This window comes from Pseudoalteromonas sp. BSi20311 (assembly GCF_000239875.1).
Lineage (GTDB): Bacteria > Pseudomonadota > Gammaproteobacteria > Enterobacterales > Alteromonadaceae > Pseudoalteromonas.
The window spans coordinates 33653-58045 of the sequence record NZ_BADU01000080.1 but is presented as its reverse complement, the minus strand read 5'-3'; the positions used below and the strand labels follow the sequence as shown (position 1 = coordinate 58045).

Below are 24393 nucleotides of genomic sequence, written 5' to 3'. Positions count from 1 at the left end.
GTTTTTTTGTATCTAAAATAGAGCAGAATTACTTCTGTTCTATTTTAGCCCATGAGTCACGCAGACCTACAGTTTGGTTAAATACCACGTTCTCTGATTTAGTATCACGTGAAAAATAGCCGGTACGCTCAAACTGGAAACCTTGCGCAGGCTGTGAATTTGCCAATGAAGGTTCTAGTTTTGCATTAGTAATAACAACTAATGACTCTGGGTTTAATGTGCTTTCAAAATCTTCTGCTGCTGCAGGATTAGGCACACTGAATAAACGGTCATATAAACGTACTTCCGCCGTCACTGACTCAGGTGCTGACACCCAATGAATCACCCCTTTTACCTTACGCCCATCGCTTGGGTTTTTACCCAATGTTTCAGGATCGTAAGTACAGTAAATAGTGGTAATTTCACCGTTATCGTCTTTTTCAACACGCTCGGCTTTAATTACATAAGCGCCACGTAAGCGTACTTCTTTATCAAGTACTAAACGTTTAAATTTATTGTTTGCTTCTTCGCGGAAATCTTCACGTTCAATAAAAATTTCACGAGTAAAAGGCACGTCACGGCGACCCATTTCTTCTTTATTTGGGTGATTAGCAACAGACAATGTTTCAACGGTGTCGGCTTGATAATTCTCAATCACGATTTTAACCGGATCAAGTACAGCCATAGCACGCGGTGCATTTTCGTTTAAGTCATCACGGATACACGCTTCAAGCATACCCATTTCAACCATATTTTCTTGTTTAGTAATACCAATACGTAAACAAAACTCACGAATTGAAGCCGGTGTATAACCTCGACGACGAAGACCCGCAATCGTTGGCATACGCGGGTCATCCCACCCTTCTACCTTGTTATTTACCACTAAGTCATTAAGCTTACGCTTTGACATAATTGTGTATTCAAGGTTTAACCGTGAAAATTCAATTTGCTGTGGGTGGCACTCAAGGCTGATATTATCAAGAACCCAGTCGTAAAGACGACGGTTATCTTGGAATTCTAAGGTACATAATGAATGTGTTATACCTTCTAGCGCATCAGAAATACAATGCGTGAAGTCGTACATTGGGTAAATGCACCATTTATCAGCTGTTTGGTGATGATGTGCAAAACGAACGCGGTAAATAATTGGATCGCGCAGCACCATAAATGAGCTGGCCATATCAATTTTAGCACGTAGAACACATTCACCTTCTTTAAATTCACCATTGCGCATCTTTTCAAATAATGCGAGGTTTTCTTCAACCGAGGTATCGCGATAAGGGCTATTCTTACCTGGCTCTTTTAATGTGCCACGGTATTCACGCGCTTGATCGGCAGTTAAAAAACACACATACGCTAAACCTTTTTCAATTAACTCAACTGCATAGCCGTAAAGCACATCAAAATAGTTTGACGAATATTTAATCTCACCATCCCAATTAAACCCTAACCACTGTACGTCTTCTTTAATTGAATTAACATAGTTAATATCTTCTTTTTCTGGGTTTGTATCGTCAAAACGAAGGTTACATAAACCGTTATAGTCTTTGGCGATACCAAAATTTAGGCAAATTGATTTTGCATGGCCAATATGTAAAAAGCCATTTGGTTCTGGTGGAAAACGGGTATGCGTTGTGGCATGTTTTCCACTTGCTAAATCTTCATCAATTCGGGTTCTAATAAAGTTACTTGGGCGATTCTCGATTTCCGCCATAGGAGTATAAACCTCTGTATATTGCGTGATAACAAAACTAATGCATTATTACAAAAACCAAGCGTAACATACAGTAATAGATACGGGTTTATGCTGGTAATTAACAAAGTTTGTTTAATAAGGGATAGTTTATGAACAAAATTTGTTTTAGCGCAATATTTAAGTCATCAAAGCACTTTATAGTACAAAAATAAACCCAACTTACAGGAACGAAAGATGGCTTCATTAAATCAACACCGTGTTTATATACCAAGCAATGCTAGAGCAAACCATTATTTATTAGCTGAAATCACGCCAAACGATGAGTTTTATAAGAGCTTTAGTAATATTAATGCGTGTTATCAGCGTATTGCTCGCCAACTATTTGCCGCTTGTGATGAATATGAACTTCACAATGTGCATTTACTCGCCAATGATAAACTGCCGGTCGTGCGATTTCATGATGAGTCTTATCAACTTGAAACCGATAAGCAAATGTTGTTTTTCTATAATCCTCGTTACCATGAAGCACATAAACTTCATTACACCGAAGATCAGCAAAGCAAAAAGATTCGCTTACTGTTTTTAGCCACTGGGGATGATATTCGCGCTCACTCCGCCCAATTCCATAATAATGTACAAAAAGTTTTGGATCTTTTACAACAGCAATTATTTGTAGAGCAACCAAGCTTTAAATTACGTGATCATCAGCATTTGACCTATGATTTATTCGCTAAAGAAAAAGGCAATAAAGAAAGTTACGGTTATAAATTAAGAAGTTTATATCCTCGTTATCAATCAAGACAATGCGAGATACCAAGCACACACGCAGAAATGACCTATGTCACTTTTTCGATACCGATAACTCGTAATATTAAAACGCAGTTTCAAAGTGAGATTAACAGCCAAACTTATAAGCCGTTTTATAGCCACTTTTCACAGTTATTTAGTCAACTTTGTGAAGATAATAAACTCACCCATGCAGCGATGGTTGCCAATGGGGCAATGCCAATAATTCGTAATAGTGAAGTGGATAGAAATGAGGGAAATGGTGAGTTACAAAAAATTAGTTTTGATATAGAAGATTCAGCGCCACAAATAAAAGTATTTTTTGATGAAAATAAACTCGTAGAGACGCTACATTTTGTGATTGTTGCCGCCGCACATAACAAACATGAAATTGGCTATGGTCGCTTTATGAACCAAGTAGAGAAAACCGTTCATGCATTCTGTGATGAATTAGCTATAAATAAGCAGCGCCAAGATTTATCTCTGAGATTTTTTCAGCATATTAGTTACCCGTTTTAAGATTAAGGCAATACGCTCTAGTCATAGATAACAAAAAGGCTCGCAATTGCGAGCCTTTTTTTAAAGAGTAACCGCTGATTACCAGCTTGTTTTTTCTTTAAGTGCTTTACCGATATCAGCCAGTGAACGTACAGTTTTTACGCCCGCAGCTTCTAATGCAGCAAATTTCTCATCAGCAGTACCTTTACCGCCTGCGATGATTGCGCCAGCGTGACCCATACGCTTACCTTCTGGTGCAGTAACACCAGCAATGTAAGAAACAACAGGTTTAGTTACGTTAGCTTTAATGTACTCTGCAGCTTCTTCTTCTGCAGTACCACCAATTTCACCAATCATTACGATTGCTTCAGTTTGGTCGTCTTTTTCGAACATTTCTAAAACGTCGATAAAGTTAGTACCTGGAATTGGGTCACCACCAATACCAACACACGTAGACTGACCAAAACCAGCATCTGTAGTTTGCTTAACCGCTTCGTACGTTAAAGTACCAGAGCGAGAAACAATACCTACTTTACCAGGCTTGTGGATGTGACCAGGCATGATACCAATCTTAGTCTCACCAGGAGTGATAACACCTGGACAGTTAGGACCGATCATACGTGTACCTGTTTGATCTAGTTTAACTTTAACGTCAACCATATCAAGTGTAGGAATACCTTCAGTGATACAAACAATTAGCTCGATGCCCGCATCGATTGCTTCTAAGATTGCATCTTTACAAAAAGGTGCCGGTACGTAGATAACTGATGCAGTTGCGCCAGTTGCTTCTACAGCATCACGTACTGTGTTAAATACTGGAAGACCAAGGTGCGTTTGACCGCCTTTACCTGGGCTTACACCACCAACCATTTGTGTACCGTACTCAAGCGCTTGCTCTGAGTGGAAAGTACCTTGACCACCAGTGAAACCTTGACAGATAACTTTTGTATCTTTATTGATTAATACAGACATTATTTGCCCTCCGCAGCAGCAACAACTTTTTCAGCCGCGTCTGTTAATGATTCAGCAGCAATGATGTTAAGATCAGACTTAGCAAGTACTTCACGGCCTAATTCAGCATTAGTACCTTCTAAACGTACAACTACTGGTACTGTTACACCTACTTCTTTAACTGCGCCAATGATGCCTTCTGCAATCATGTCACAACGAACGATTCCGCCGAAGATGTTAACTAAAACAGCTTTAACGTTGTCATCTGAAAGGATGATTTTGAATGCTTCAGAAACACGTTCTTTAGTCGCGCCGCCACCAACATCTAGGAAGTTAGCTGGCTTGCCACCGTGTAGGTTTACGATGTCCATAGTACCCATTGCTAGGCCTGCACCGTTAACCATACAACCTACGTTACCATCTAGGGCTACGTAGTTAAGCTCGAAGCTTGCTGCGTGAGCTTCACGTGCATCTTCTTGAGATGGATCGTGCATTTCACGGATTTTAGGTTGACGGTAAAGTGCATTACCATCGATACCAATTTTACCATCTAGACAGTGAAGGTTACCTTCATCTGTGATTACTAGTGGGTTGATTTCAAGTAATGCGAAATCGAAATCGTTGAACATGTTGCCAAGACCCATAAAGATCTTAACGAACTGTTTCATTTGTGTTGGGTTAAGACCCAATTTAAAACCAAGCTCACGAGCTTGGTAAGCTTGAGGACCTACTAAAGGATCAATCTCAGCTTTGTGGATAAGTTCTGGTGTTTCTTCAGCAACAGTTTCAATTTCAACGCCGCCTTCAGTAGACGCCATGAACACAACTTTACGAGAAGCACGGTCAACAACAGCACCTAGGTACAGTTCGTTTGCGATATCTGTACAGCTTTCTACTAAAATTTTAGCAACTGGCTGGCCTTTCTCGTCTGTTTGGTAAGTAACTAGGTTTTTACCTAACCAGTTAGCTGCAAACGCTTTAACTTCGTCGATAGTTTTAACTAGCTTTACACCGCCAGCTTTACCACGCCCACCTGCGTGAACCTGAGTTTTAACAACCCACATATCGCCGCCAATTTTTTCAGCAGCTGCTACAGCTTCTTCAGGTGTATCGCAAGCGAAACCTTGAGAAACTGGTAAACCATATTCGGCAAAAAGTTGTTTTGCCTGATACTCATGCAAATTCATGATGCTTTATCCAATTTTTTATATTAAAAGAGCTGAATATTTATGCAAATAAACAACTATCCCAAATTGCGTGCCTAGTATAGATCTCATGGCGCTACATGAAAACCCCAGTATGACCTTAGGCGCAAAAAAAAAGCTGTGATTTTAACTCACAGCTTATATTTCATACTACTTAATTAAACATCTAGCAGTAAACGTGTTGGATCTTCAAGTAACTCTTTAATTGTTACTAAGAAACCAACTGATTCTTTACCATCGATTTGGCGATGATCGTAAGATAACGCTAAATACATCATAGGTAAGATTTCAACTTTACCATTAACAGCCATTGGACGATCTTGGATTTTGTGCATTCCTAAGATTGAAGACTGCGGTAAGTTAATGATTGGTGTTGATAGTAATGAGCCGAATACACCACCGTTAGTAATAGTGAAATTACCGCCAGTCATATCGTCAAGTGTTAGCTTGCCATCACGACCTTTAAGAGCTAGCTCACGAATACCTTTTTCGATTTCTGCAACTGATAATTTGTCACAATCTTTAAGTACTGGCGTTACCAAGCCACGTGGCGTAGAAACAGCAATACTGATGTCGAAATAGTTGTGATAAACAATATCATCGCCATCAATTGATGCATTTACATCTGGGAAACGCTTTAACGCTTCAGTTACCGCTTTAACGTAGAAAGACATGAAACCTAAACGGATACCGTGACGCTTTTCAAATACTTCTTGGTACTGCTTACGAAGATCCATTATTGGCTTCATATTAACTTCGTTAAACGTGGTTAACATTGCAGTTGAGTTTTTCGCTTCAAGAAGACGATTAGCAATGGTTTTACGTAAACGTGTCATAGGCACACGTTTTTGAGTACGGTCACCCATTGGTGCTGCTGGTGCTGCTTCTGCTTTCGCTGCTGGAGCAGGTGCTTTTAAGAATTGATCTACATCTTCTTTAGTCACACGGCCATTTTTACCTGAACCTTTTATTTTTGAAGCATCTAGGCCTTTCTCAGCAATTAAACGACGCACTGATGGCGTTAACACATCTGAACTATCGCTTGAGCTTTCTTCTTTGGCTGCTGGTGCATCCGCTTTAGCTTCAGATTTAGCTGGTGCAGCGCCTGCTTTTACCTTACCAATTACTTGCTCACCAAGAACGGTATCGCCTTCGTCATGGATTATTTCACCCATAACGCCGTCTTCTTGGGCAACAACTTCAAGTACAACTTTATCTGTTTCAATATCTACCAAGTTTTGGTCGCGTGTTACGGCGTCGCCTGGTTGAACATGCCAAGTAGCAATTGTTGCATCTGCAACTGATTCTGGAAGTACAGGTACTTTAATATCCACTTCTTTACCTTCTGATGCTGGTGCTGATTGCGCCGCAGGCGCGTCTTCTGATTTATCTGATGCTGAGTCATCTTCTTTTGACTCTTTAGTTGCCGGTGCTTCATCTGCATCGCCAATTAAACCGATCACTTGGTCGCCAAGTACCGTAGCACCCTCTTCTTGTGAAATTTCAGTGATTACACCATCGTTTTGTGCAACCACTTCTAAAACCACTTTGTCTGTTTCAATATCTACTAAGTTTTGGTCACGGCTTACTTTGTCGCCAACACTTACATGCCATGTAGCAACGGAAGCATCTGCAACCGACTCAGGAAGAACAGGAACTTTAATCTCTGTGCTCATTGCTTATCCTTTCTTTTCTATAGTAAGCGCGTCGGCAACGAGCGCTTGTTGTTCTTTAGTATGTACTGACATATAACCACATGCAGGTGATGCTGAGGCTTTACGACCAGCATATTTTAATTTTGCATCTTGTGGAATTGCATCAATAAAGTGATGTTGAGAACAATACCAAGCGCCTTGGTTTTGTGGCTCTTCCTGACACCATACAAAATCTTTAACATGCTGATAACGTTCTATAATCGTCTTCATTTCGTCATGTGGGAACGGGTATAGCTGTTCAACACGAACAATAGCAATGTTGTCTTGCTCAAGCTTACGACGCTCTTGTAATAATTCGTAGTAAACTTTACCACTACAAAATACAACGCGTTCTACTTTCTTCGCATCAATATCATCAATTTCATCGATCACATTGTGGAATACACCCTCAGAAAGCTCTTCAAGTGATGATGTAGCTAATGGGTGACGTAGCAATGATTTTGGCGTCATAACAATCAGTGGACGACGAAGAGGTCTTACCGATTGACGACGAAGCATTGCATAAACTTGTGCCGGTGTTGATGGTACACACACTTGCATATTATGATCAGCACAAAGCTGTAAGAAACGCTCAAGACGCGCAGAGCTATGCTCAGGACCTTGGCCTTCATAACCATGTGGCAATAAACACGTTAGGCCACATAGACGGCCCCACTTTTGCTCGCCTGAACTTAAGAACTGGTCGAATACAACCTGTGCACCATTGGCGAAATCACCAAATTGCGCTTCCCACAGAACAAGTGAAGTCGGCTCTGCAGTTGCATAACCATATTCAAATGCTAATACCGCTTCTTCAGATAAAACCGAATCAAATACTTCAAATGTACCTTGATCTTCACTGATGTTTTGTAGCGGCAAGTACGTTGCACCGTCTTTTTGGCCATGAACAACGGCATGGCGATGGAAGAAGGTACCACGGCCAGAATCTTGACCTGTTAGGCGAATATCCGTGCCTTCAGCAGCAATAGTTGCATACGCTAAAGTTTCTGCCATACCCCAATCAAGTGGTTTTTCACCGGCTGCCATTGCTTTACGATCATCGTATATTTTCTTAACACGTGACTGTGCTTTGTGATCTTCAGGGTAACTGGCAACAATGTTACCAAGTTCTTTAAGCTTCTCTACAGAAACAGATGCATCGTAGTCAACATTCCAATCATGACCAACGTATTTAGCCCAATCAGAAGAGTGTGACGTTTCTGGTTGAATTTCTTCAACCACACAGTTGCCATCATCTAAGCCATTACGGTAATCATCAGCAAGCGCTTTGACTTCATCTTCTGTAAAAGAACCTTCTGAAATTAACTGATCGGCATAAATTAAGCGCGGAACTGGATGCTTTTTGATTTTTTGATACATAACAGGCTGTGTAGCATTTGGCTCATCAGCTTCGTTATGACCATGGCGACGGTAACAAACAAGGTCAATCACTACATCACGCTTAAACTGGTTTCTAAAATCAAGCGCTAATTGCGTAACAAACGCAACCGCTTCAGGATCATCAGAGTTTACGTGGAAAATTGGTGACTGGACCATTTTTGCAATATCAGTACAGTAATCAGTAGAGCGAACATCGTCTTGTTTGCTTGTTGTAAAACCAACTTGGTTATTAACAACGATACGAATACTACCACCACAACTAAATGCATTAGTTTGTGATAAATTAAACGTTTCTTGTACAACACCCTGACCTGCAATTGCAGAGTCGCCGTGAATAGTAATAGGAAGTGCTTTACTGCCCGTTTTGTCGTTTAGACGATCAAGACGTGCGCGTACAGAACCCATTACTACAGGATTTACGATTTCTAAGTGCGATGGATTAAACGCAAGTGCCATATGCACATTGCCGCCTTTAGTCGCGAAATCTGAAGAGTAACCCATGTGATACTTAACATCACCCGAGCTTAATGTGTCTTTGTGTTTACCAGCAAACTCATCAAATAACTCTGATGGATTTTTACCAAGCACGTTCACAAGTACATTTAAACGACCGCGGTGAGCCATGCCGATTACGGCTTCTTTTTGGCCACTTTCACCCGCGCGGTGTATAAGCTCTTTAAGCATAGGCACTAACGCATCACCACCTTCAAGTGAGAAACGCTTAGCACCCGGGAACTTAGCCCCTAAATATTTTTCAAGACCATCAGCCGCTGTTAATCCTTTTAGGATACGTAGCTTTTCATTTTTATCGAATTTTGGCCTAGACTGAACAGACTCTAAACGCTGTTGTAACCAACGTTTCTCTTCTGTTGATGTGATGTGCATATACTCGGCGCCAATAGAACCACAATATGTAGTTTTTAGTGCTTGGTATAACTCACCTAAAGGCATAGTATCGCGGCCTACGGCAAACGATCCTACGTTAAATTCGCGGTCAAAGTCAGCATTTGATAAGTCGTGGTACTCTAGCTCTAAATCTCGTACACGCTCTCGTTGCCAAATACCTAATGGATCTAGGTTCGCATTTTGGTGTCCACGAAAACGGAAAGCATTAATAAGTTGCAGAACTTTAACCTGTTTAAGGTCACCGCCGCTGCCCTCTGCTACCACTACTTCTCTATGCTTGTTTTTAGCAAGCGCCGCAAATTGTGAACGAACTTCTGAATGTTTTACTTCAACATCCACACCATCTACTTTTGGTAATTGTTCGAACACTTCTCGCCATTCTTCTGGCACCGAAGTCGCATCGTCTAAATACGCTTCATAAAGCTCTTCAACATAAGCAACGTTACCGCCGTTTAAATGTGAAGATTCTAGCCATGCCTTCATCACACCTTCGTGCATTTATAAGCCCTTTTTTTTAGCGCAGAAATTAATAGTTATATAACAAGATGGCTAATAAATATTAGCCATCTTTCGTCTACCAGAAATTAAACCGAGCGGTTTAATAACATAGATTTTATTTGCCCAATTGCTTTAGTCGGGTTAAGACCCTTAGGACAAACGCTAACACAGTTCATGATACTGTGGCAACGGAACACACTGAATGCATCGTCTAAGTCGGCTAAACGCTCTTCTGTTGCAGTATCTCGGCTATCAGCTAAGAAACGGTAAGCATGAAGAAGGCCTGCTGGACCTATAAACTTATCTGGATTCCACCAGAAAGAAGGACACGATGTAGAACAACATGCACATAAAATACACTCATAAAGCCCATCTAATTTATCACGCTCTTCAATAGATTGAAGACGTTCGCCTGCAGCAGGCTCGTCATTAATTAAATAAGGTTTTACTTTTTCGTATTGAGTGTAGAACTGACTCATGTCAATAACAAGGTCACGGACAACAGGAAGTCCAGGTAATGGACGTACTACGATTTTACCTTTGCCATTTTTTTGTAGCGTAGATAAAGGAGTAATACATGCTAACCCATTCTTACCATTCATGTTTACACCGTCTGAACCACACACACCTTCACGGCATGAACGACGGAATGATAAAGTTGGATCTTGCTCTTTTAATAATAAAAGTGCATCCAATACCATCATGTCTTGGCCTTCCTCAGTTTGCAAAGTGTAGTCTTGCATACGAGGTGCGTTGTCAACATCTGGATTGTAACGATAAACTGAAAATTGTACTTGTGCCATCGTCTCGCTCCTAGTAGGTACGTGCTTTAGGTGGGAAAGCTTCACGTAGCTTAGGCTCGTAGTTTACTTTACGCTTGCTCATTTCATCCGTTACCGGATTGAATACTGAGTGACATAACCAGTTTTCGTCATCACGATCTGGGAAGTCAAAGCGAGAGTGTGCGCCACGGCTTTCAGTACGGAAGTTTGCAGCTACTGCAGTTGAGTAAGCTGTTTCCATTAAGTTGTCTAATTCTAAACATTCAATACGCATGGTGTTGAAGTCTGATGATTTATCATCAAGACGTGCATGCTGTAGACGTTCACGAATTTCTTTAAGCTCAGTAAGACCCGTAGCCATTGAGTCACCTTCACGGAATACCGAGAAGTTAAGCTGCATACACTGTTGTAGGTCTTTCTTGATTTGTACTGGGTCTTCGCCTTGACCAACTGTTGAGCTTTCCCAACGGTTAAATCGAGCTAAAGACGCTTCTAAATCAGACTCAGAAGCTGCTTTAGAGATTTCAACGTCATTTAGGTACTTACCTAGGAAGTTACCAGCAGCACGACCAAATACAACTAAATCAAGTAATGAGTTACCACCAAGGCGGTTAGCACCGTGTACAGATACACATGCAATCTCACCAACCGCAAATAAACCTTGAACTACTTTTTCGTTGCCAGCGGCATCGATATTTAGTACTTGACCATTTACGTTAGTAGGTACACCACCCATCATGTAGTGACATGTTGGGATAACTGGAATTGGTTCTTTTGCAGGATCAACGTGAGCAAATGTTTTAGCAAGATCACATACACCAGGAAGGCGTAAGTTAAGCGTTTCTTCGCCTAAGTGGTCAAGTTTCAACTTAAGGTGAGGACCCCAAGGACCATCACAACCACGACCTTCACGAATTTCTGTCATCATTGAACGAGCAACAACGTCACGAGATGCTAAATCTTTAGCATTTGGTGCATAGCGCTCCATGAAGCGTTCGCCATCTTTATTTAAAAGATAACCACCTTCACCACGACAACCTTCAGTTACTAGCGTACCAGCACCTGCGATACCTGTCGGATGGAACTGCCACATTTCCATGTCTTGCATAGAAATACCAGCACGAGTCGCCATACCAACACCGTCACCAGTGTTAATGTGAGCATTAGTTGTTGATGCGAAAATACGACCTGCACCACCAGTAGCTAACACAACTGCTTTTGATTTGAAGAAAGTGATTTCACCTGTTTCAATTTCAATTGCTGTACAACCTACTACATCGCCATTATCGTTTTTAACTAAATCAAGTGCATACCATTCTGAGAACACATTTGTTTTGTTTTTAACGTTTTGTTGATAAAGAAGGTGTAATAATGCGTGACCAGTACGGTCAGCAGCTGCTGCTGTACGTGCAGCTTGTTCACCACCAAAGTTTTTCGATTGACCACCGAAAGGACGTTGGTAAACACGGCCATTTTCAAAACGAGAAAATGGTAAACCCATGTTTTCTAATTCAGTAATAGCTTCTGGGCCTGTATTACACATGTATTCGATAGCGTCTTGGTCACCGATAAAATCGGAGCCTTTAACGGTATCATACATATGCCATTCCCAGTTATCTTCATGTGAATTACCTAGCGCTACTGTAATACCACCTTGAGCAGATACAGTGTGTGAGCGTGTCGGGAAAACTTTAGAGATTAGCGCACATGTTTTGCCAGATTCAGTAATAGCAAGAGCAGCGCGCATACCTGCACCACCGGCACCAATTACTACGGCGTCAAATTCACGAACAGAATATTTCACTTAAACACCCCATAAAACGATTAAACCTACAGCTACGTAAGCGATAGCCATTAGGTTTAGTACAAAGCCTAAAAAAGCACGCAATTTAGCGCCCTTTACATAGTCGGTTAGAACCTGCCAAAGGCCAATACGGGTATGAACCATAATGCAAACTAGGGTAATTAATGTCGCCCCTTTCATTGCTAGGTTAGAGAATAGGCCTGTCCAGGCGTCATATGTGACTTCTGGCATCGCTAAAAAATAGCCGATAATAAAAATTGCATACGCACTGATTATTAATGCCGTTGTGCGTAAAGATACATAATCTTGTACGCCATCACGTTTAAGAGTTGCTTGATTTAAGACCATATCCACACCCCTGCCAATACAGCAAACACAACGCCAAGTGCCATCGCAATTTTAGCGCTAGTGTTGCCTGATTCAAGTTCTTCCCAATGCCCCATGTCCATAATAATATGACGGATACCACCAATAAGGTGATAACCCAATACAGAAAGGGTGCCCCAAGCTATAAATTTGGCAATGAATCCGTTAAACAGACCCTTGACGAATTCAAAACCTTCAGCTGAAGAAAGAGACTCTGACCAAGCCCAAATGACAAACGTTAAAGCAAAAAATAATGCAACACCGGTGACGCGGTGAAAAATTGAAGCTTTAGCCGTTGCCGGCATAGATATAGTTGTTAGATCTAGATTTACAGGTCTTTGCTTTTTCACAGTTACTTGCCCATCTTGCCCGCAGTGGGGCTCATCTACTTGTTTTTCTAAAACCCACCAAGTGTTTCTGGTGGAACTATCAAAATAAACGTATTAATACCAATAAAGTTCACTTTTTATGAAAAATATTATGTAAAAAAAAGTTTACCCAAATACTAATTGGTTAAAAACCTCCGATAGTATATATAGCCGGAGACTCTTTTACAATTCTTGTTTACTTTGAGACGTTTGCGAATTAGCCAATGGTATAATATTCAATCTATACCGAATATTTATTATACATATGTGCATAATACTTATAAAAATTGACTTTATACCCCTCTTTCACGTTAAAATGTAAAGATGTGCTTAGAATAGATTTTAGAATATAAAAAATCAGAATAGTTATCTTAATAGGAGATACATAGATGGCAGATAAGAAAGCCACAGTCCATATTGATGGGCTAGATCCAATCGAACTTCCAATTTATCAAGGTACTGCTGGCCAAGATGTAATTGATGTACGTACACTCGGCTCACATGGTCACTTTACTTATGACCCAGGTTTCATGTCGACTGGTTCTTGTGAATCTACCATCACTTACATCGATGGTGGTAAAGGTGTTTTACTACACCGTGGTTACCCAATCGAGCAGTTAGCAGAAAGCTCTAACTACATTGAGTTATGTTACTTACTTTTAAACGGTGAGTTACCAACTAAAGAGCAATACGATGATTTTGCTACAAAAATCACTCGTAGCACTATGCTAGATGAGAAAATCGCAAACTTCTTCCAAGGTTTCCGTTTTGATGCTCACCCAATGGCAATGCTATGTGGTGTTGTTGGTGCTTTATCTTCTTTTTATCATGAAGATCTTGATATCACTGACGCAGTTCAACGTAAAACAAGCGCTATTAAATTAGTTGCTAAGTTACCAACAATTGCAGCAATGGCATACAAAACAAACATCGGTCAACCGTTTGTATACCCACGCAATGATCTGAGCTATGCAGAAAACTTCTTACACATGATGTTCTCTGTTCCTGCTGAAGAATACAAAGTAAACCCAGTAACAGCTAAAGCAATGGATAAAATCTTTATGCTTCATGCTGACCACGAACAGAATGCTTCAACGTCAACAGTACGTTTAGCAGGTTCTTCTGGTGCTAACCCTTATGCATGTATTGCTGCGGGTATTGCATCTCTTTGGGGCCCTGCTCACGGCGGTGCTAACGAAGCATGTTTAAACATGTTAGAAGAAATTGGCTCAGTTGATCGTATTGACGAATACGTAGCAAAAGCAAAAGATAAAGCGGATCCGTTCCGTCTTATGGGCTTTGGACACCGTGTTTACAAAAACTTCGACCCACGTGCAACCGTAATGCGTCAAACGTGTCATGAAGTATTAGCAGAGCTAAACATTCAAGATCCATTGCTTGATATTGCTATGAAGCTTGAGCAAATTGCACTTGAAGACCCATACTTTGTTGAGAAGAAACTATACCCTAACGTAGATTTCTACTCAGGTATTATCTTAAAAGCGATTGGTATTCCTACTAGCATGTTCACTGTAATTTTTGCAATGGCACGTACTGTAGGTTGGATCTCACACTGGGACGAGATGCTTTCTCAACCTGGCCACAAGATCAGCCGCCCACGTCAGCTTTACACAGGTGAAACAGCCCGTGATTACAAAGCAACTGACAAGCGCTAAGCTTTAAAGTTAGTTTAAAAGGCCGCTTTTGCGGCCTTTTTTATTACACGTTACTTGAGAATTATCTTAAACCGATTACAATTCCTGCCCAAATTGATTAACTTTATGAGCCTATGTCTGTGTCCTCGTTTGATCCTAAAACAATCCGTAATGATTTCCCTACCCTAAATCAGACAATCAATGGTTACCCTTTGGTTTATTTAGACTCGGCAGCAACAACACAAAAGCCACAATGCGTGATTGACGCTACTAACGAGTTTTACACCTATCAGAATGCAAATGTTCATCGCGGCCGTCATACCCTTAGTGAGCAAGCTACAACGGCTTATGAGCTAGTACGTCAACGCGTTGCTGATTATTTTCAGGTAAGCGGTAATGAAATTGTTTGGACTAAAGGCGCTACTGAGGCGATTAACTTAGTTGCACATGGCCTAAGAAATACATTAACAACTGACGACACCATTTTAATTAGCCCAATCGAGCATCACGCGAATATTGTGCCATGGCAAGAACTTGCGGCATACACTGGAGCAACCTTAAAAGTGCTGCCACTCAATGACGATGCCACCTTTGATATTAGCCAGTGTTGTGACGTGATTAAACTTACCAAGCCTGCGCTGCTAGCTATTACACAAGCCTCTAATGCGCTGGGCAATATTACCGATTTAACTCCGCTGATAACCGCTGCGAAGGCAGTAAATGCGTTAACTTTAGTCGATGGCGCACAAGGCGCTCTGCATTTAAGACCTAATTTAATAAAGCTTGATTGTGATTTTTACGTGTTTTCAGCTCACAAAATGTTGGGGCCAACAGGATTAGGCGGTTTATATGGCCGCTACAGCACACTTAATGCATTATCGCCTTACCAAACAGGCGGTGAAATGATTGAAAAAGTGACCCTAACGCAAAGCACTTATCGTGACGCTCCCGCTAAGTTTGAAGCAGGAACACCGAATATAGCCGGTGTTTTAGGCTTCGGTGCGGCGCTTGAGTATATAATTGCACTTGATCAGCAAACATTAAAGCACTATGAACAACAGTTGTTTATTTATGCAGCGAACGCACTGAATCAAATAGACGGTATTAGTATCTATAGCGACCTAAAATCGAACATTGGTACATTGTGCTTTAATTATAAAAATGAACATCCGTATGATCTGGCAACTTTACTTGACGGCTATGGTATTGCAGTGCGAAGTGGTCATCATTGTACCCAACCATTAATGACCCATTTGAAACTAAATGGCTCACTCAGAGCGAGTTTTGCATTTTATAATACGACTAAAGATGTAGACCAATTTATTACTGCGCTTAAAGAATGCATCGCTTTATTAGACTAATTTGGATAAATAATGACTCAGACATACCAACGGGTAAGTAAAAACATTGAAAGCAGTGCAAGCTGGCAACAGAAATACCGTGAAATTATGTTACTTGGCAAAACACTCCCACCACTTGCCGATATATTAAAAACCGACGATGCGCTCGTGCAAGGCTGTGAGAGTAAAGTGTGGATGTTTGTTGAATTTGACCTAACCGAGAATGCGTTGGTTGTGATTGGTGATTCTGATACGCGCATAGTGAAAGGCTTATTGGCGTTAATTTTAGCCCTGTATAACGGTTTAACACCAGAAGAGGTGTTAAACGTTAATGCCTATGAAGAATTTGAAAAACTTGGCTTAATTAGCCACTTAAGCGCTTCTCGCGGCAATGGAGTAAAAGCCATGGTTGAAAAAATACAAACCTTAGCCAAACAAAAAGCGCGTTAAGCGCTTTTTATAACAGTATAATAAGCAGCTTGTAGTTAAATATTTAAACGTGCACGCTTATCTAAATATTTTCTCACTGCTTTAGCGGCAACAAAGAATCCAAAACTTCCAGTGATCATCGTCACTGATCCAAAGCCATTATTACAGTCCATATTCATACTGCCATCTGCATTTTGTTTCGCATGACACACATTGCCATCGCTACCTGGATAAACAAGCTGCTCTGTTGAATATACACAGTCAATATTAAATTTACGTTTTGGGTTAGAGCTAAAATTATATTGCTTACGCAAAATATAACGTACTTTTGCAAGTAATGGATCTTGGGTGGTTTTTGCCACATCACCAAAAGTAATTTGACTCGGATCGGTTTGCCCACCTGCACCGCCCGTGGTAATTATAGGCAATTTATTACGCTTACAGTGCGCGATTAACGCCGCTTTTTCTTTTACCGCATCTATACAATCTATTACATAATCAAAGCCTTGAATATGCTCTTGAATATTATCAAGGGTAATAAAATCGTCAATCACATTCACTATACACTCAGGGTTTATCAGCTCGCAGCGCGCCTTCATAGCATCCACTTTAGCTTCGCCTATTGTACCTGTTAAGGCATGAATTTGACGATTGACATTGGTTGCGCAAATATCATCTAAATCAATTAAGGTGATTTTACCCACACCGGTACGCGCTAGTGCTTCAGCAGTCCAACTGCCTACACCACCAATACCCACAACACAAAAATGTGCTTGCTGTAACCACTCAAATTGCTGTTGACCATATAGTCGTTTAATACCACCAAAGCGGATATCAGTTACTTGTTCACTCATTTACCAATCCAATTTCCACGGCGTTTGCCAAGAATCAAAATCTTGATGTTTTATTAATTGCGCATACTCTTCACCAGATTGTGGCAACAGGGTATGTTGTATTTTTTGCCCTTTCCAATTAAAATCCAGCGCAAATGCATGTAAATAGGTACGCTCTGCAGGGCTCCCTGCATAACTCGCATCACCCATTATGGGGGCACCCAAACTCTTTAATGCCACCCTAAGCTGATGAGTTTTTCCCGAATAGGGTTTTAATAAGTAAGCTCTAAAACCGCTTTTAAAGCTAAACGAATAAAAACGTGTAATAGCAGGGTTACTTTGTGAGTTTAATAATTTATACGTGCCACGGCGAGACTTAGCCATATCACCTTTAACCCAGCCTTGCTTTTTTTTAGGCTTGGTATCACTGACCGCTAGATAAAACTTATTAATCGCGTGCTGGGTAAATAATTGCGTAAATTCAGCTGCTGCCGCTTTGCTTCGCGCGAGTATAATCAACCCAGAGGTGACTTTATCTAAACGGTGTACTGCAAATAATTTTTCGTTTAACTGTTGCTCAGCTAGTACCACAAAACCGGGACCTTCCTCAGAGTGAAAATTGAGCCCTTGCGGTTTATTTATGATGTAAAAATCATCATGCGTATATTGCACTTTTAATACAGGCGTTTGTGTTGTGTTCACGCGCTTTTACTTTGAATATGGGCAACCACTTTAGCCAAATCTTCTGGTGTGTCGACTCCTGCATGAGGGGTAACTAATGCTTGCTCTATTTTAATTGCATAACCATGGTATAGCACGCGTAACTGCTCTAACGATTCAAGTAGTTCTAATGGTGAAACACTTAATTCAATATATTGCTTTATAAATCCTGCACGGTAAGCATAAATACCCACGTGACGTTGAAAAGGCGCTAAATTCAGTGGTTGCTGCTCTGCCATCATGGTACTCCTATCAAAAGGAATACTCGCTCTTGAAAAGTACAAGGCATTTTTATTAATGTCACTGACCACTTTAACCGCATTAGGATTAAACACTTCATCACGCTCTTCGATAGCAACACTTAAGGTTGCCATTGGTGCAATTGATTGCGCTAATAATGTCGCCACTTGCGATACGTTATCAGGGGATAACAAAGGTTCATCACCTTGTACATTTACCACGATAGTGTCATCGGCTAAATTAAGTAAATCCACCACCTCGGCTAAGCGCTCTGTACCTGATTGATGATCTTCACGTGTCATCAAAACGTTACTAGTAAAACGTTTAGCAGCATCAAACACTTTTTGATGATCGGTGGCAATAACCACCTTGCTAGCTCCTGACAAACAGGCTTTTTCATACACATGCTGTATCATTGGTTTGCCACAAATATCAGCGAGCGGTTTACCTGGTAAACGCGTAGAAGCGTAACGCGCAGGGATAACAACTACGAATTCCACTTTTCTACCTCTTCAAGAGACAATTCTCGGGCTTCGTTTTCAAGCAATACCGGAATATCATCGCGTACAGGGTAAGCTAGTTTTGCTGCAGTGCTGATCAGCTCTTGGTTTTCTTTATCAAAGCGCAACTTACCTTTACATACAGGGCAAGCAATAATTTCGAGTAACTTAGTGTCAAAGGCCATGATGGATCCCTTTTTCTTTTAATAATAAATTTAATGTGTTTATTACTGCTGCAGTTGGCTGAGCGTCAACTGGCAAGTAATACCAATTCGGCTTTGCAAAATCACGGCACTTAACCGCATCTTTTTCTGTCATTAATATACAGTCATCACCAAATTGAGCAAAATCATCAGCACTGTAAGCATAATGATCGCGAAAGTGATGCGTAGACAGTAACTTAATACCTTGTGCTTGCAGTGAAGCCTCAAAACGACCTGGGTTACCAATCGCACTTACCGCGTGCGCAGCCTTTAAGGGCGTCGTTATATCAGTATTATCGGCAACACGTTTAATAACTGATGGTTGCAAGCGATAACTAAATTCTTGCTCAGAGCCATTTTCAATGACTAAATCTACACTGTTTAAACGAGAGGCGGTTTCACGAAGTGGTCCTGCTGGCATTAAAAAGCCATTACCAAATTTTCTTTCGCTATCAACAATACAACATTCTATACTGCGCGCCATTTTGTAATGCTGCATGCCATCATCTGAAATAATCACATCAAGCTTGAAATGTTTATTGAGCATTTCTATATTGTGCTGCCTATTTGGCCCCACAACTAACGGACATTGTAAACGGTTAAATAAAAGTACCGGCTCATCCCCAGCCTCTAAAGTAGTCGTATTGGCAGTCACTAATAATGGGTAATGAGCTGCTTTCCCACCATAGCCGCGACTAATTAAACCAACGGATAAACCTTGGGCGATTAAGTGATCATGCAGCCATAATACAAATGGAGTTTTACCATTGCCGCCAACGCTTATATTACCAACCACAATAACCGGTGTTTTGCTGATAAACGATTTAAAAATGCCGAACTTGTAGCAGTATTTACGCAGCAAAGAAATACAGCCAAAAATAGCGGACAGTGGTAATAGCAATAACGTAATTAAACTAAAAGGTTTGTACCAGCTTTGCTCTATTTTACTCACCCCTGCTCACCAAACTGCATTTTACAAAGAGCTGAGTAGGTACCATCGTTAGCCAGTAATTGAGTATGCGTGCCACTTTCTATCACTGTACCGTTATCAATCACATAGATACGGTCACTGTTTTCAATAGTCGATAGCCTATGAGCGATAACAATAGAGGTTTTATCTTTCATTAATGTATCAAGGGCATGTTGAATAAGCTTTTCAGACTCTGTATCCAAGGCCGAGGTCGCTTCATCTAAAATTAAAATAGGTGCGTCTTTTAAAATAGCACGGGCAATCGCAATACGTTGGCGTTGACCGCCTGAAAGCATTACCCCGTTCTCACCAACCATAGTATTAAGTTGCTCGGGTAAGTCTTTTACAAACTCCCACACATGAGCTTGCTTCGCAACGGTGTGAAGCTCTTCGATAGAGATTTCTCGTTGTAAACCATAACAAATATTATTGGCAATCGTGTCATTAAATAGCACCACTTGTTGCGACACTAACGCAAATTGACGGCGAAGATCAGTAAGCTTATATTCATTAAGAGCAACGCCATCGAGTAAAATTTCGCTTGGCGCTTCTAAGTCATAATATCGGGGTAACAAATTAGAAATTGTTGATTTACCCGAGCCAGAGCGGCCAACAAGCGCAATACTCTCACCGGCTTTAATGTTCAGTGATAAATCGTTAAGCACCGCTTCATCCTTGGTTGGGTATTTAAAGGTCACGTTTTTTACCTCAATATGCCCTTTTACCTTATCAACCGGTAAAGTACCCGTGTCTTTTTCTATTTCTTCATCAAGTACTAAAAAAACACTCTGCGCAGCTGAAATACCACGCTGTAAATCGCTGTTAACATTAGCCAATTGTTTTAGTGGGCGCAGTAACATCATCATTGATGAAATAAGCACTACAAAATCACCAGAGCTAATGCTGTCTATCATTGAGGGCATAGAGACAACCCATAAAATAACAGCCATTGCACTGGCGGCTAAAATTTGAATAATAGAGACACTTAACGCCTTAGTCGCATCCATTTTGATACGTTGCTGGCGATTATGATTATTAATTTTAGAAAATTGATCAATTTCTTGCGTTTGGCCACCAAAGCCATGGATCACCTTGTGACCACTCAGCATTTGCTCTGAGCTACGTGTTACCTGTCCCATAGCAGACTGAATATTTTTCGAGATATGACGAAAACGTTTAGATACCACGGCTACTATGATGGCTACCAGTGGGATAATCACTAAAAAGATTAACGATAGTTGCCAACTGGTATAAAACATCAAAGCGAGTAAAAACACCACAAAAGCGCCTTCACGCACTACAATAAGCAAAGCTTTGGTAATTGCTTGTTGAACTTGCTCAGTATCAAAGGTAATTTTTGAAATAAGATCGCCCGTCGAATTTTTATCGTGAAAGGATACCGGTAAATGTAAAATGTGCTCAAACAATTCTTGGCGCAGCGCTCTCACTACTTGTGAGCCTACATAGCTTAAACAGTACGATGACATAAAGTTAAATACGCCACGCCCGATAACCAGCGCAATAACAACAAATGGCGCATAAGTAAGTACCTGACTGTTACGCTCATTTAAACCTTCATCGATAAACGGCTTCATCAGTTGAATGAATAATGCATCCATACCTGAGTAACCTATCATTCCAATAATCGCGACGATGGCAACCGTCTTATAGGCGCCAACGTAAGAAACAAGCCGTTTATAAATTTGTGTAGTACTTTGTTCCATAACACTCTCTAAAACCAGTAACAGCCCCTATTGTATCCTTAGCAACAGCAAAACAAAACGTCAATCTTTGATAAACCAATAACTTTCCGCCCCTCTTGCAGTAGTCAGCTCTAGGTGCTTAGCATAAAAATCAACCCGAATTTGTCCTACATCACCGGTGCTATATTGTTTGGCGTGTATTTCACTATAACGCTTGACCACTGCTTTATTTGGAAATTGCCACTGACCTTGATACGCACTTGAATGAATCACAAATGTTGGGTTTACGGCCTTAATAAACTCGACACTGGAGGAACTATCACTGCCGTGATGAGGACTTAACAAAACGGTACTTTGTAAATCATCCCCTTTTTTAATTAATTTAGACTCCCTCGCCTTTGATATATCACCAGTGAGAAGCACACTGTGGTTTGCACTTGAGATTTTAACGACACAGGAATTATCATTACTGTTATTAAACTCCTCTTTTGCAAAGGTTTGAATACTCAAGCCTTTGAAGTCTATCGTTGTTGCTATGCAGTCGTTATATACACCACTTGGATGAAAATAATCAAAGCTCCATGCATAGCCAGCCGCTTTAAAATGCGCAACACCTCCGGCATGGTCGTTATCTTGATGACTCACAATCGCGGTACTTACCATTAGATTATGGGCATCAATATAGGGTAGTAATACACTAGGCACACGACTAAAGCGATTAAAGTAACTTGGGCCAAAGTCATAAATAAACGCGTGCTTGTCTTTTTCTATCAGTACCATTAGTCCATGTCCCACATCAAATACATTCAGCCGCCAAAGGCTAGTTTGGGTAAAGTAATGGTTAAACAGTAAAGTCAAAAGCGGAATGCACGCCAGTAAGCGAAGCTCAATAAAGTAAAGTAACGGAACAGCACTATAAAGCAGCACCACAGTGGTTATACTTACCTGACCGACATTAAGCCATCGTATGTGCTGAGGTATTGCCTGCAACATTTGATAAATATAGGTCAGTGGAAAATCATACAACACAATAAATGCGTACCAATCGGTTAATAATCCCAGCAACACACTTAAAAATAAAGCGGGCATTAATACAAAAGATAAAATGGGAATAGCGACAAGATTTAAAGCTAAACCCGCTAAACTCACGCCATTAAAAAAGTATAATGACAGCGGTAGCAAGCCAATAAATAATCCCAGTTGAATAACAGCAAGAGTGCGAATATTGGCCAGTAGTGTATGACCTCGCAGCGGAAACTGCTTTAAAACCATAAAAATGATACATACCGCTAAAAATGAAAAATACAGACCAGGATTAAGCAAACTAAATGGATTAATCGCTAAAATAATAACCAACGCATATAAAATACTGCGCCACCTCAATGATTGCTTTGCCAAGTAATAAAGCAATAAATAACAGCCCAACATAATTAAAGCGCGGGTTGCGGAGATGATGAAATCACTCAAGTAAACATATAAGAATGCGACTATAAAACCAGCAGCACTATAAAAAATAGAAACATTTAAGGCTTGATTTAGTTCAGGTTTAACCAACTTAAGACAAAACCGTGTAACAAAATAACAAAAACCAAACACTAGAGAGATATGTAATCCAGAAATCGCCAACAAATGACTTAACCCAAGGCTCTGCATTAACTCTTTATGCTCGAATGTCATTAATGACTTATCGCCAGTTAACAGCACATAATAGAGCCAATTCAGCTCAGCATTATTTACCAACTTTTTGACATAGGCTCTATAAGCTGACACCGCATTACTTTTTTGAGAGCTTTTAATATTAAGCTGTTTATTGAGCACTGTACCTTTAAACGCTATCTTTTGGGTAAAAGCATAAAGCTGATTATCAAAAACAGTAAAATTCTTAATGGATCTATAGTTTTTAAGTCTCACTTGAGCATTAAAAGCATCACCAGATTGAATTGGTTGTGCAAAATTAATACTTAATAAGGCATAAGGTGTCCTAAAGTGACTATATTCTCTGTCTTCCAAACGCGTTATTTTAACTTTTACATATTGGGGAGGTTTAGCAGAAATAACCTCTTCGACCACAACACCGACAGAGTAAGCATATTTTTCGTGCTGTTCAGGCAATTCAAATGAATAAAACAAGATAAAATGTGCTGCTACACAACAAATACCGCAAATAAAGCCTAACAATACAGTTAAAAACGGCTTAAAATACGTGCTCACAATGAGGATTGAAATTGTGATAACTGTAAATTCAAGGGTTTGATAATAAAACACGGTAACAACGACACCGACAACAAATCCAAGACTCATCCACACAGACGTAAATGGTTGCTTTAAATGGCTAAAAAAACGATCCAACGGTTTTTACCTGATCCAAATAAAATTAGACATCACAAATCACTAAAAATATTTGGTCGTCTTTTACATGATGCTAACCTTTGGCATTTAAATAGACGTTCAGCACGCGGTGCTTTTGCCGTTGGACTTTTCTTTGCATTCATCCCTGTTCCTTTTCAAATGGTGCTAGCAGCTGCCGCAGCCATAATCTTAAGAGTAAATTTACCTATTTCTGTTGCTTTAGTATGGATCACTAACCCACTTACAATGCCACCTATTTTTTACGGCTCATACTTGGTTGGCACATTAGTACTTAATCAACCGGAGCAACATTTTGCGTTTGAGGCAAGTTGGGCATGGTTTATAGAAAGTTTAACGACAATTGGCCCCGCTTTTTTAGTCGGTTCACTTGTGTGTGCATCTATTGCTAGTGTTATTGGTTATTTTGGTATTGATTTGATTTGGCGCCGCTCAGTGAGACGAGCTTGGACATCGAGAAATAACTAGCGCCTACTCCATCAAGTGCTTCTGTTTATAT

General features: G+C 40.4%; 21 protein-coding genes. 5 read left to right on the top strand and 16 right to left on the bottom strand.

Annotation, left to right across the window (positions count from 1 at the left end):
• Positions 1 to 28 precede the first annotated feature (28 nt).
• Complete coding sequence (gene glnS, locus P20311_RS09385; RefSeq protein ID WP_008112102.1) at positions 29 to 1693, bottom strand: glutamine--tRNA ligase; 1665 nt, start codon at positions 1691 to 1693, stop codon at positions 29 to 31.
• Positions 1694 to 1909: 216 nt separating this feature from the next.
• Here glnS and P20311_RS09380 point away from each other — a divergent pair, with 216 nt between their 5' ends.
• Positions 1910 to 2980, top strand: coding sequence for a DUF3083 family protein (locus tag P20311_RS09380; protein ID WP_008112101.1), 1071 nt, complete (start codon positions 1910 to 1912; stop codon positions 2978 to 2980).
• Between the two features lie 78 nt (positions 2981 to 3058).
• On the opposite strand, the gene sucD is transcribed toward P20311_RS09380, so the two are convergent.
• From sucD to sdhC, 8 genes are all read right to left on the bottom strand, one after another.
• The gene (gene sucD / locus P20311_RS09375; protein WP_008112099.1) at positions 3059 to 3931 is read right to left on the bottom strand and encodes a succinate--CoA ligase subunit alpha; all 873 of its coding nucleotides are present in this window, start codon (positions 3929 to 3931) and stop codon (positions 3059 to 3061) included.
• The gene (sucC, locus tag P20311_RS09370) at positions 3931 to 5097 is read right to left on the bottom strand and encodes an ADP-forming succinate--CoA ligase subunit beta (RefSeq protein ID WP_008112097.1); all 1167 of its coding nucleotides are present in this window, start codon (positions 5095 to 5097) and stop codon (positions 3931 to 3933) included. The genes sucD and sucC overlap by 1 nt, the downstream gene beginning before the upstream one ends.
• 176 nt (positions 5098 to 5273) lie before the next feature.
• A complete protein-coding gene (gene odhB, locus P20311_RS09365; RefSeq protein ID WP_008112094.1) occupies positions 5274 to 6791 on the bottom strand; it encodes a 2-oxoglutarate dehydrogenase complex dihydrolipoyllysine-residue succinyltransferase in 1518 nt (505 codons plus the stop codon).
• 3 nt (positions 6792 to 6794) lie between these two features.
• Entirely contained in the window at positions 6795 to 9614 is a 2820-nt protein-coding gene (gene sucA, locus P20311_RS09360) for a 2-oxoglutarate dehydrogenase E1 component (RefSeq protein WP_008112092.1), read from the bottom strand.
• 86 nt (positions 9615 to 9700) lie between these two features.
• Entirely contained in the window at positions 9701 to 10417 is a 717-nt protein-coding gene (locus P20311_RS09355; RefSeq protein WP_008112091.1) for a succinate dehydrogenase iron-sulfur subunit, read from the bottom strand.
• A 10-nt stretch (positions 10418 to 10427) separates the two neighbouring features.
• The gene (gene sdhA / locus P20311_RS09350) at positions 10428 to 12200 is read right to left on the bottom strand and encodes a succinate dehydrogenase flavoprotein subunit (RefSeq protein WP_008112088.1); all 1773 of its coding nucleotides are present in this window, start codon (positions 12198 to 12200) and stop codon (positions 10428 to 10430) included.
• Complete coding sequence (gene sdhD, locus P20311_RS09345; protein WP_008112086.1) at positions 12201 to 12548, bottom strand: succinate dehydrogenase, hydrophobic membrane anchor protein; 348 nt, start codon at positions 12546 to 12548, stop codon at positions 12201 to 12203. It lies immediately after the preceding gene.
• On the bottom strand, positions 12539 to 12916 hold the full coding sequence (sdhC, locus tag P20311_RS09340; protein WP_010390126.1) for a succinate dehydrogenase, cytochrome b556 subunit: 378 nt from the start codon (positions 12914 to 12916) through the stop codon (positions 12539 to 12541). The genes sdhD and sdhC overlap by 10 nt, the downstream gene beginning before the upstream one ends.
• Before the next feature lie 407 nt (positions 12917 to 13323).
• On the opposite strand from sdhC, the gene P20311_RS09335 reads away from it, so the two are divergent.
• The 3 genes from P20311_RS09335 to P20311_RS09325 all read left to right on the top strand — a co-directional run bounded on the left by P20311_RS09335 (position 13324) and on the right by P20311_RS09325 (position 16379).
• Positions 13324 to 14610: a citrate synthase gene (locus tag P20311_RS09335; RefSeq protein ID WP_008112082.1), complete on the top strand. Its 1287-nt coding sequence runs from the start codon at positions 13324 to 13326 to the stop codon at positions 14608 to 14610.
• Between the two features lie 113 nt (positions 14611 to 14723).
• Complete coding sequence (locus P20311_RS09330) at positions 14724 to 15950, top strand: aminotransferase class V-fold PLP-dependent enzyme (protein ID WP_008112081.1); 1227 nt, start codon at positions 14724 to 14726, stop codon at positions 15948 to 15950.
• 12 nt (positions 15951 to 15962) lie between these two features.
• Positions 15963 to 16379 carry a SufE family protein gene (locus tag P20311_RS09325; protein ID WP_008112079.1) on the top strand — a complete coding sequence of 139 codons (417 nt, stop codon included), beginning with the start codon at positions 15963 to 15965 and terminating at the stop codon, positions 16377 to 16379.
• A 35-nt stretch (positions 16380 to 16414) separates the two neighbouring features.
• On the opposite strand, the gene tcdA is transcribed toward P20311_RS09325, so the two are convergent.
• From tcdA to P20311_RS09290, 7 genes are read right to left on the bottom strand one after another with little or no spacing between them, the layout of a single operon-like run.
• Positions 16415 to 17212: a tRNA cyclic N6-threonylcarbamoyladenosine(37) synthase TcdA gene (gene tcdA / locus P20311_RS09320; protein ID WP_008112077.1), complete on the bottom strand. Its 798-nt coding sequence runs from the start codon at positions 17210 to 17212 to the stop codon at positions 16415 to 16417.
• Complete coding sequence (locus P20311_RS09315; protein WP_008112076.1) at positions 17213 to 17893, bottom strand: TIGR01621 family pseudouridine synthase; 681 nt, start codon at positions 17891 to 17893, stop codon at positions 17213 to 17215.
• A complete protein-coding gene (gene kdsB, locus P20311_RS09310) occupies positions 17890 to 18651 on the bottom strand; it encodes a 3-deoxy-manno-octulosonate cytidylyltransferase (protein WP_008112075.1) in 762 nt (253 codons plus the stop codon). Before kdsB ends, P20311_RS09315 begins: the two co-directional genes overlap by 4 nt.
• Positions 18639 to 18836, bottom strand: coding sequence for a Trm112 family protein (locus P20311_RS09305; protein ID WP_008112074.1), 198 nt, complete (start codon positions 18834 to 18836; stop codon positions 18639 to 18641). Before P20311_RS09305 ends, kdsB begins: the two co-directional genes overlap by 13 nt.
• Positions 18826 to 19806 carry a tetraacyldisaccharide 4'-kinase gene (gene lpxK / locus P20311_RS09300; protein WP_008112073.1) on the bottom strand — a complete coding sequence of 327 codons (981 nt, stop codon included), beginning with the start codon at positions 19804 to 19806 and terminating at the stop codon, positions 18826 to 18828. Before lpxK ends, P20311_RS09305 begins: the two co-directional genes overlap by 11 nt.
• Positions 19803 to 21548, bottom strand: coding sequence for a lipid A export permease/ATP-binding protein MsbA (gene msbA / locus P20311_RS09295; RefSeq protein ID WP_008112072.1), 1746 nt, complete (start codon positions 21546 to 21548; stop codon positions 19803 to 19805). Before msbA ends, lpxK begins: the two co-directional genes overlap by 4 nt.
• 60 nt (positions 21549 to 21608) lie before the next feature.
• Entirely contained in the window at positions 21609 to 23876 is a 2268-nt protein-coding gene (locus P20311_RS09290; protein ID WP_008112071.1) for a DNA internalization-related competence protein ComEC/Rec2, read from the bottom strand.
• On the opposite strand from P20311_RS09290, the gene P20311_RS09285 reads away from it, so the two are divergent.
• Positions 23856 to 24362 (top strand): DUF2062 domain-containing protein, encoded by a 507-nt coding sequence (locus P20311_RS09285; protein WP_008112070.1) that lies wholly within the window; start codon positions 23856 to 23858, stop codon positions 24360 to 24362. The two genes, P20311_RS09290 and P20311_RS09285, sit on opposite strands and share 21 nt — an antisense overlap.
• Positions 24363 to 24393 lie beyond the last annotated feature (31 nt).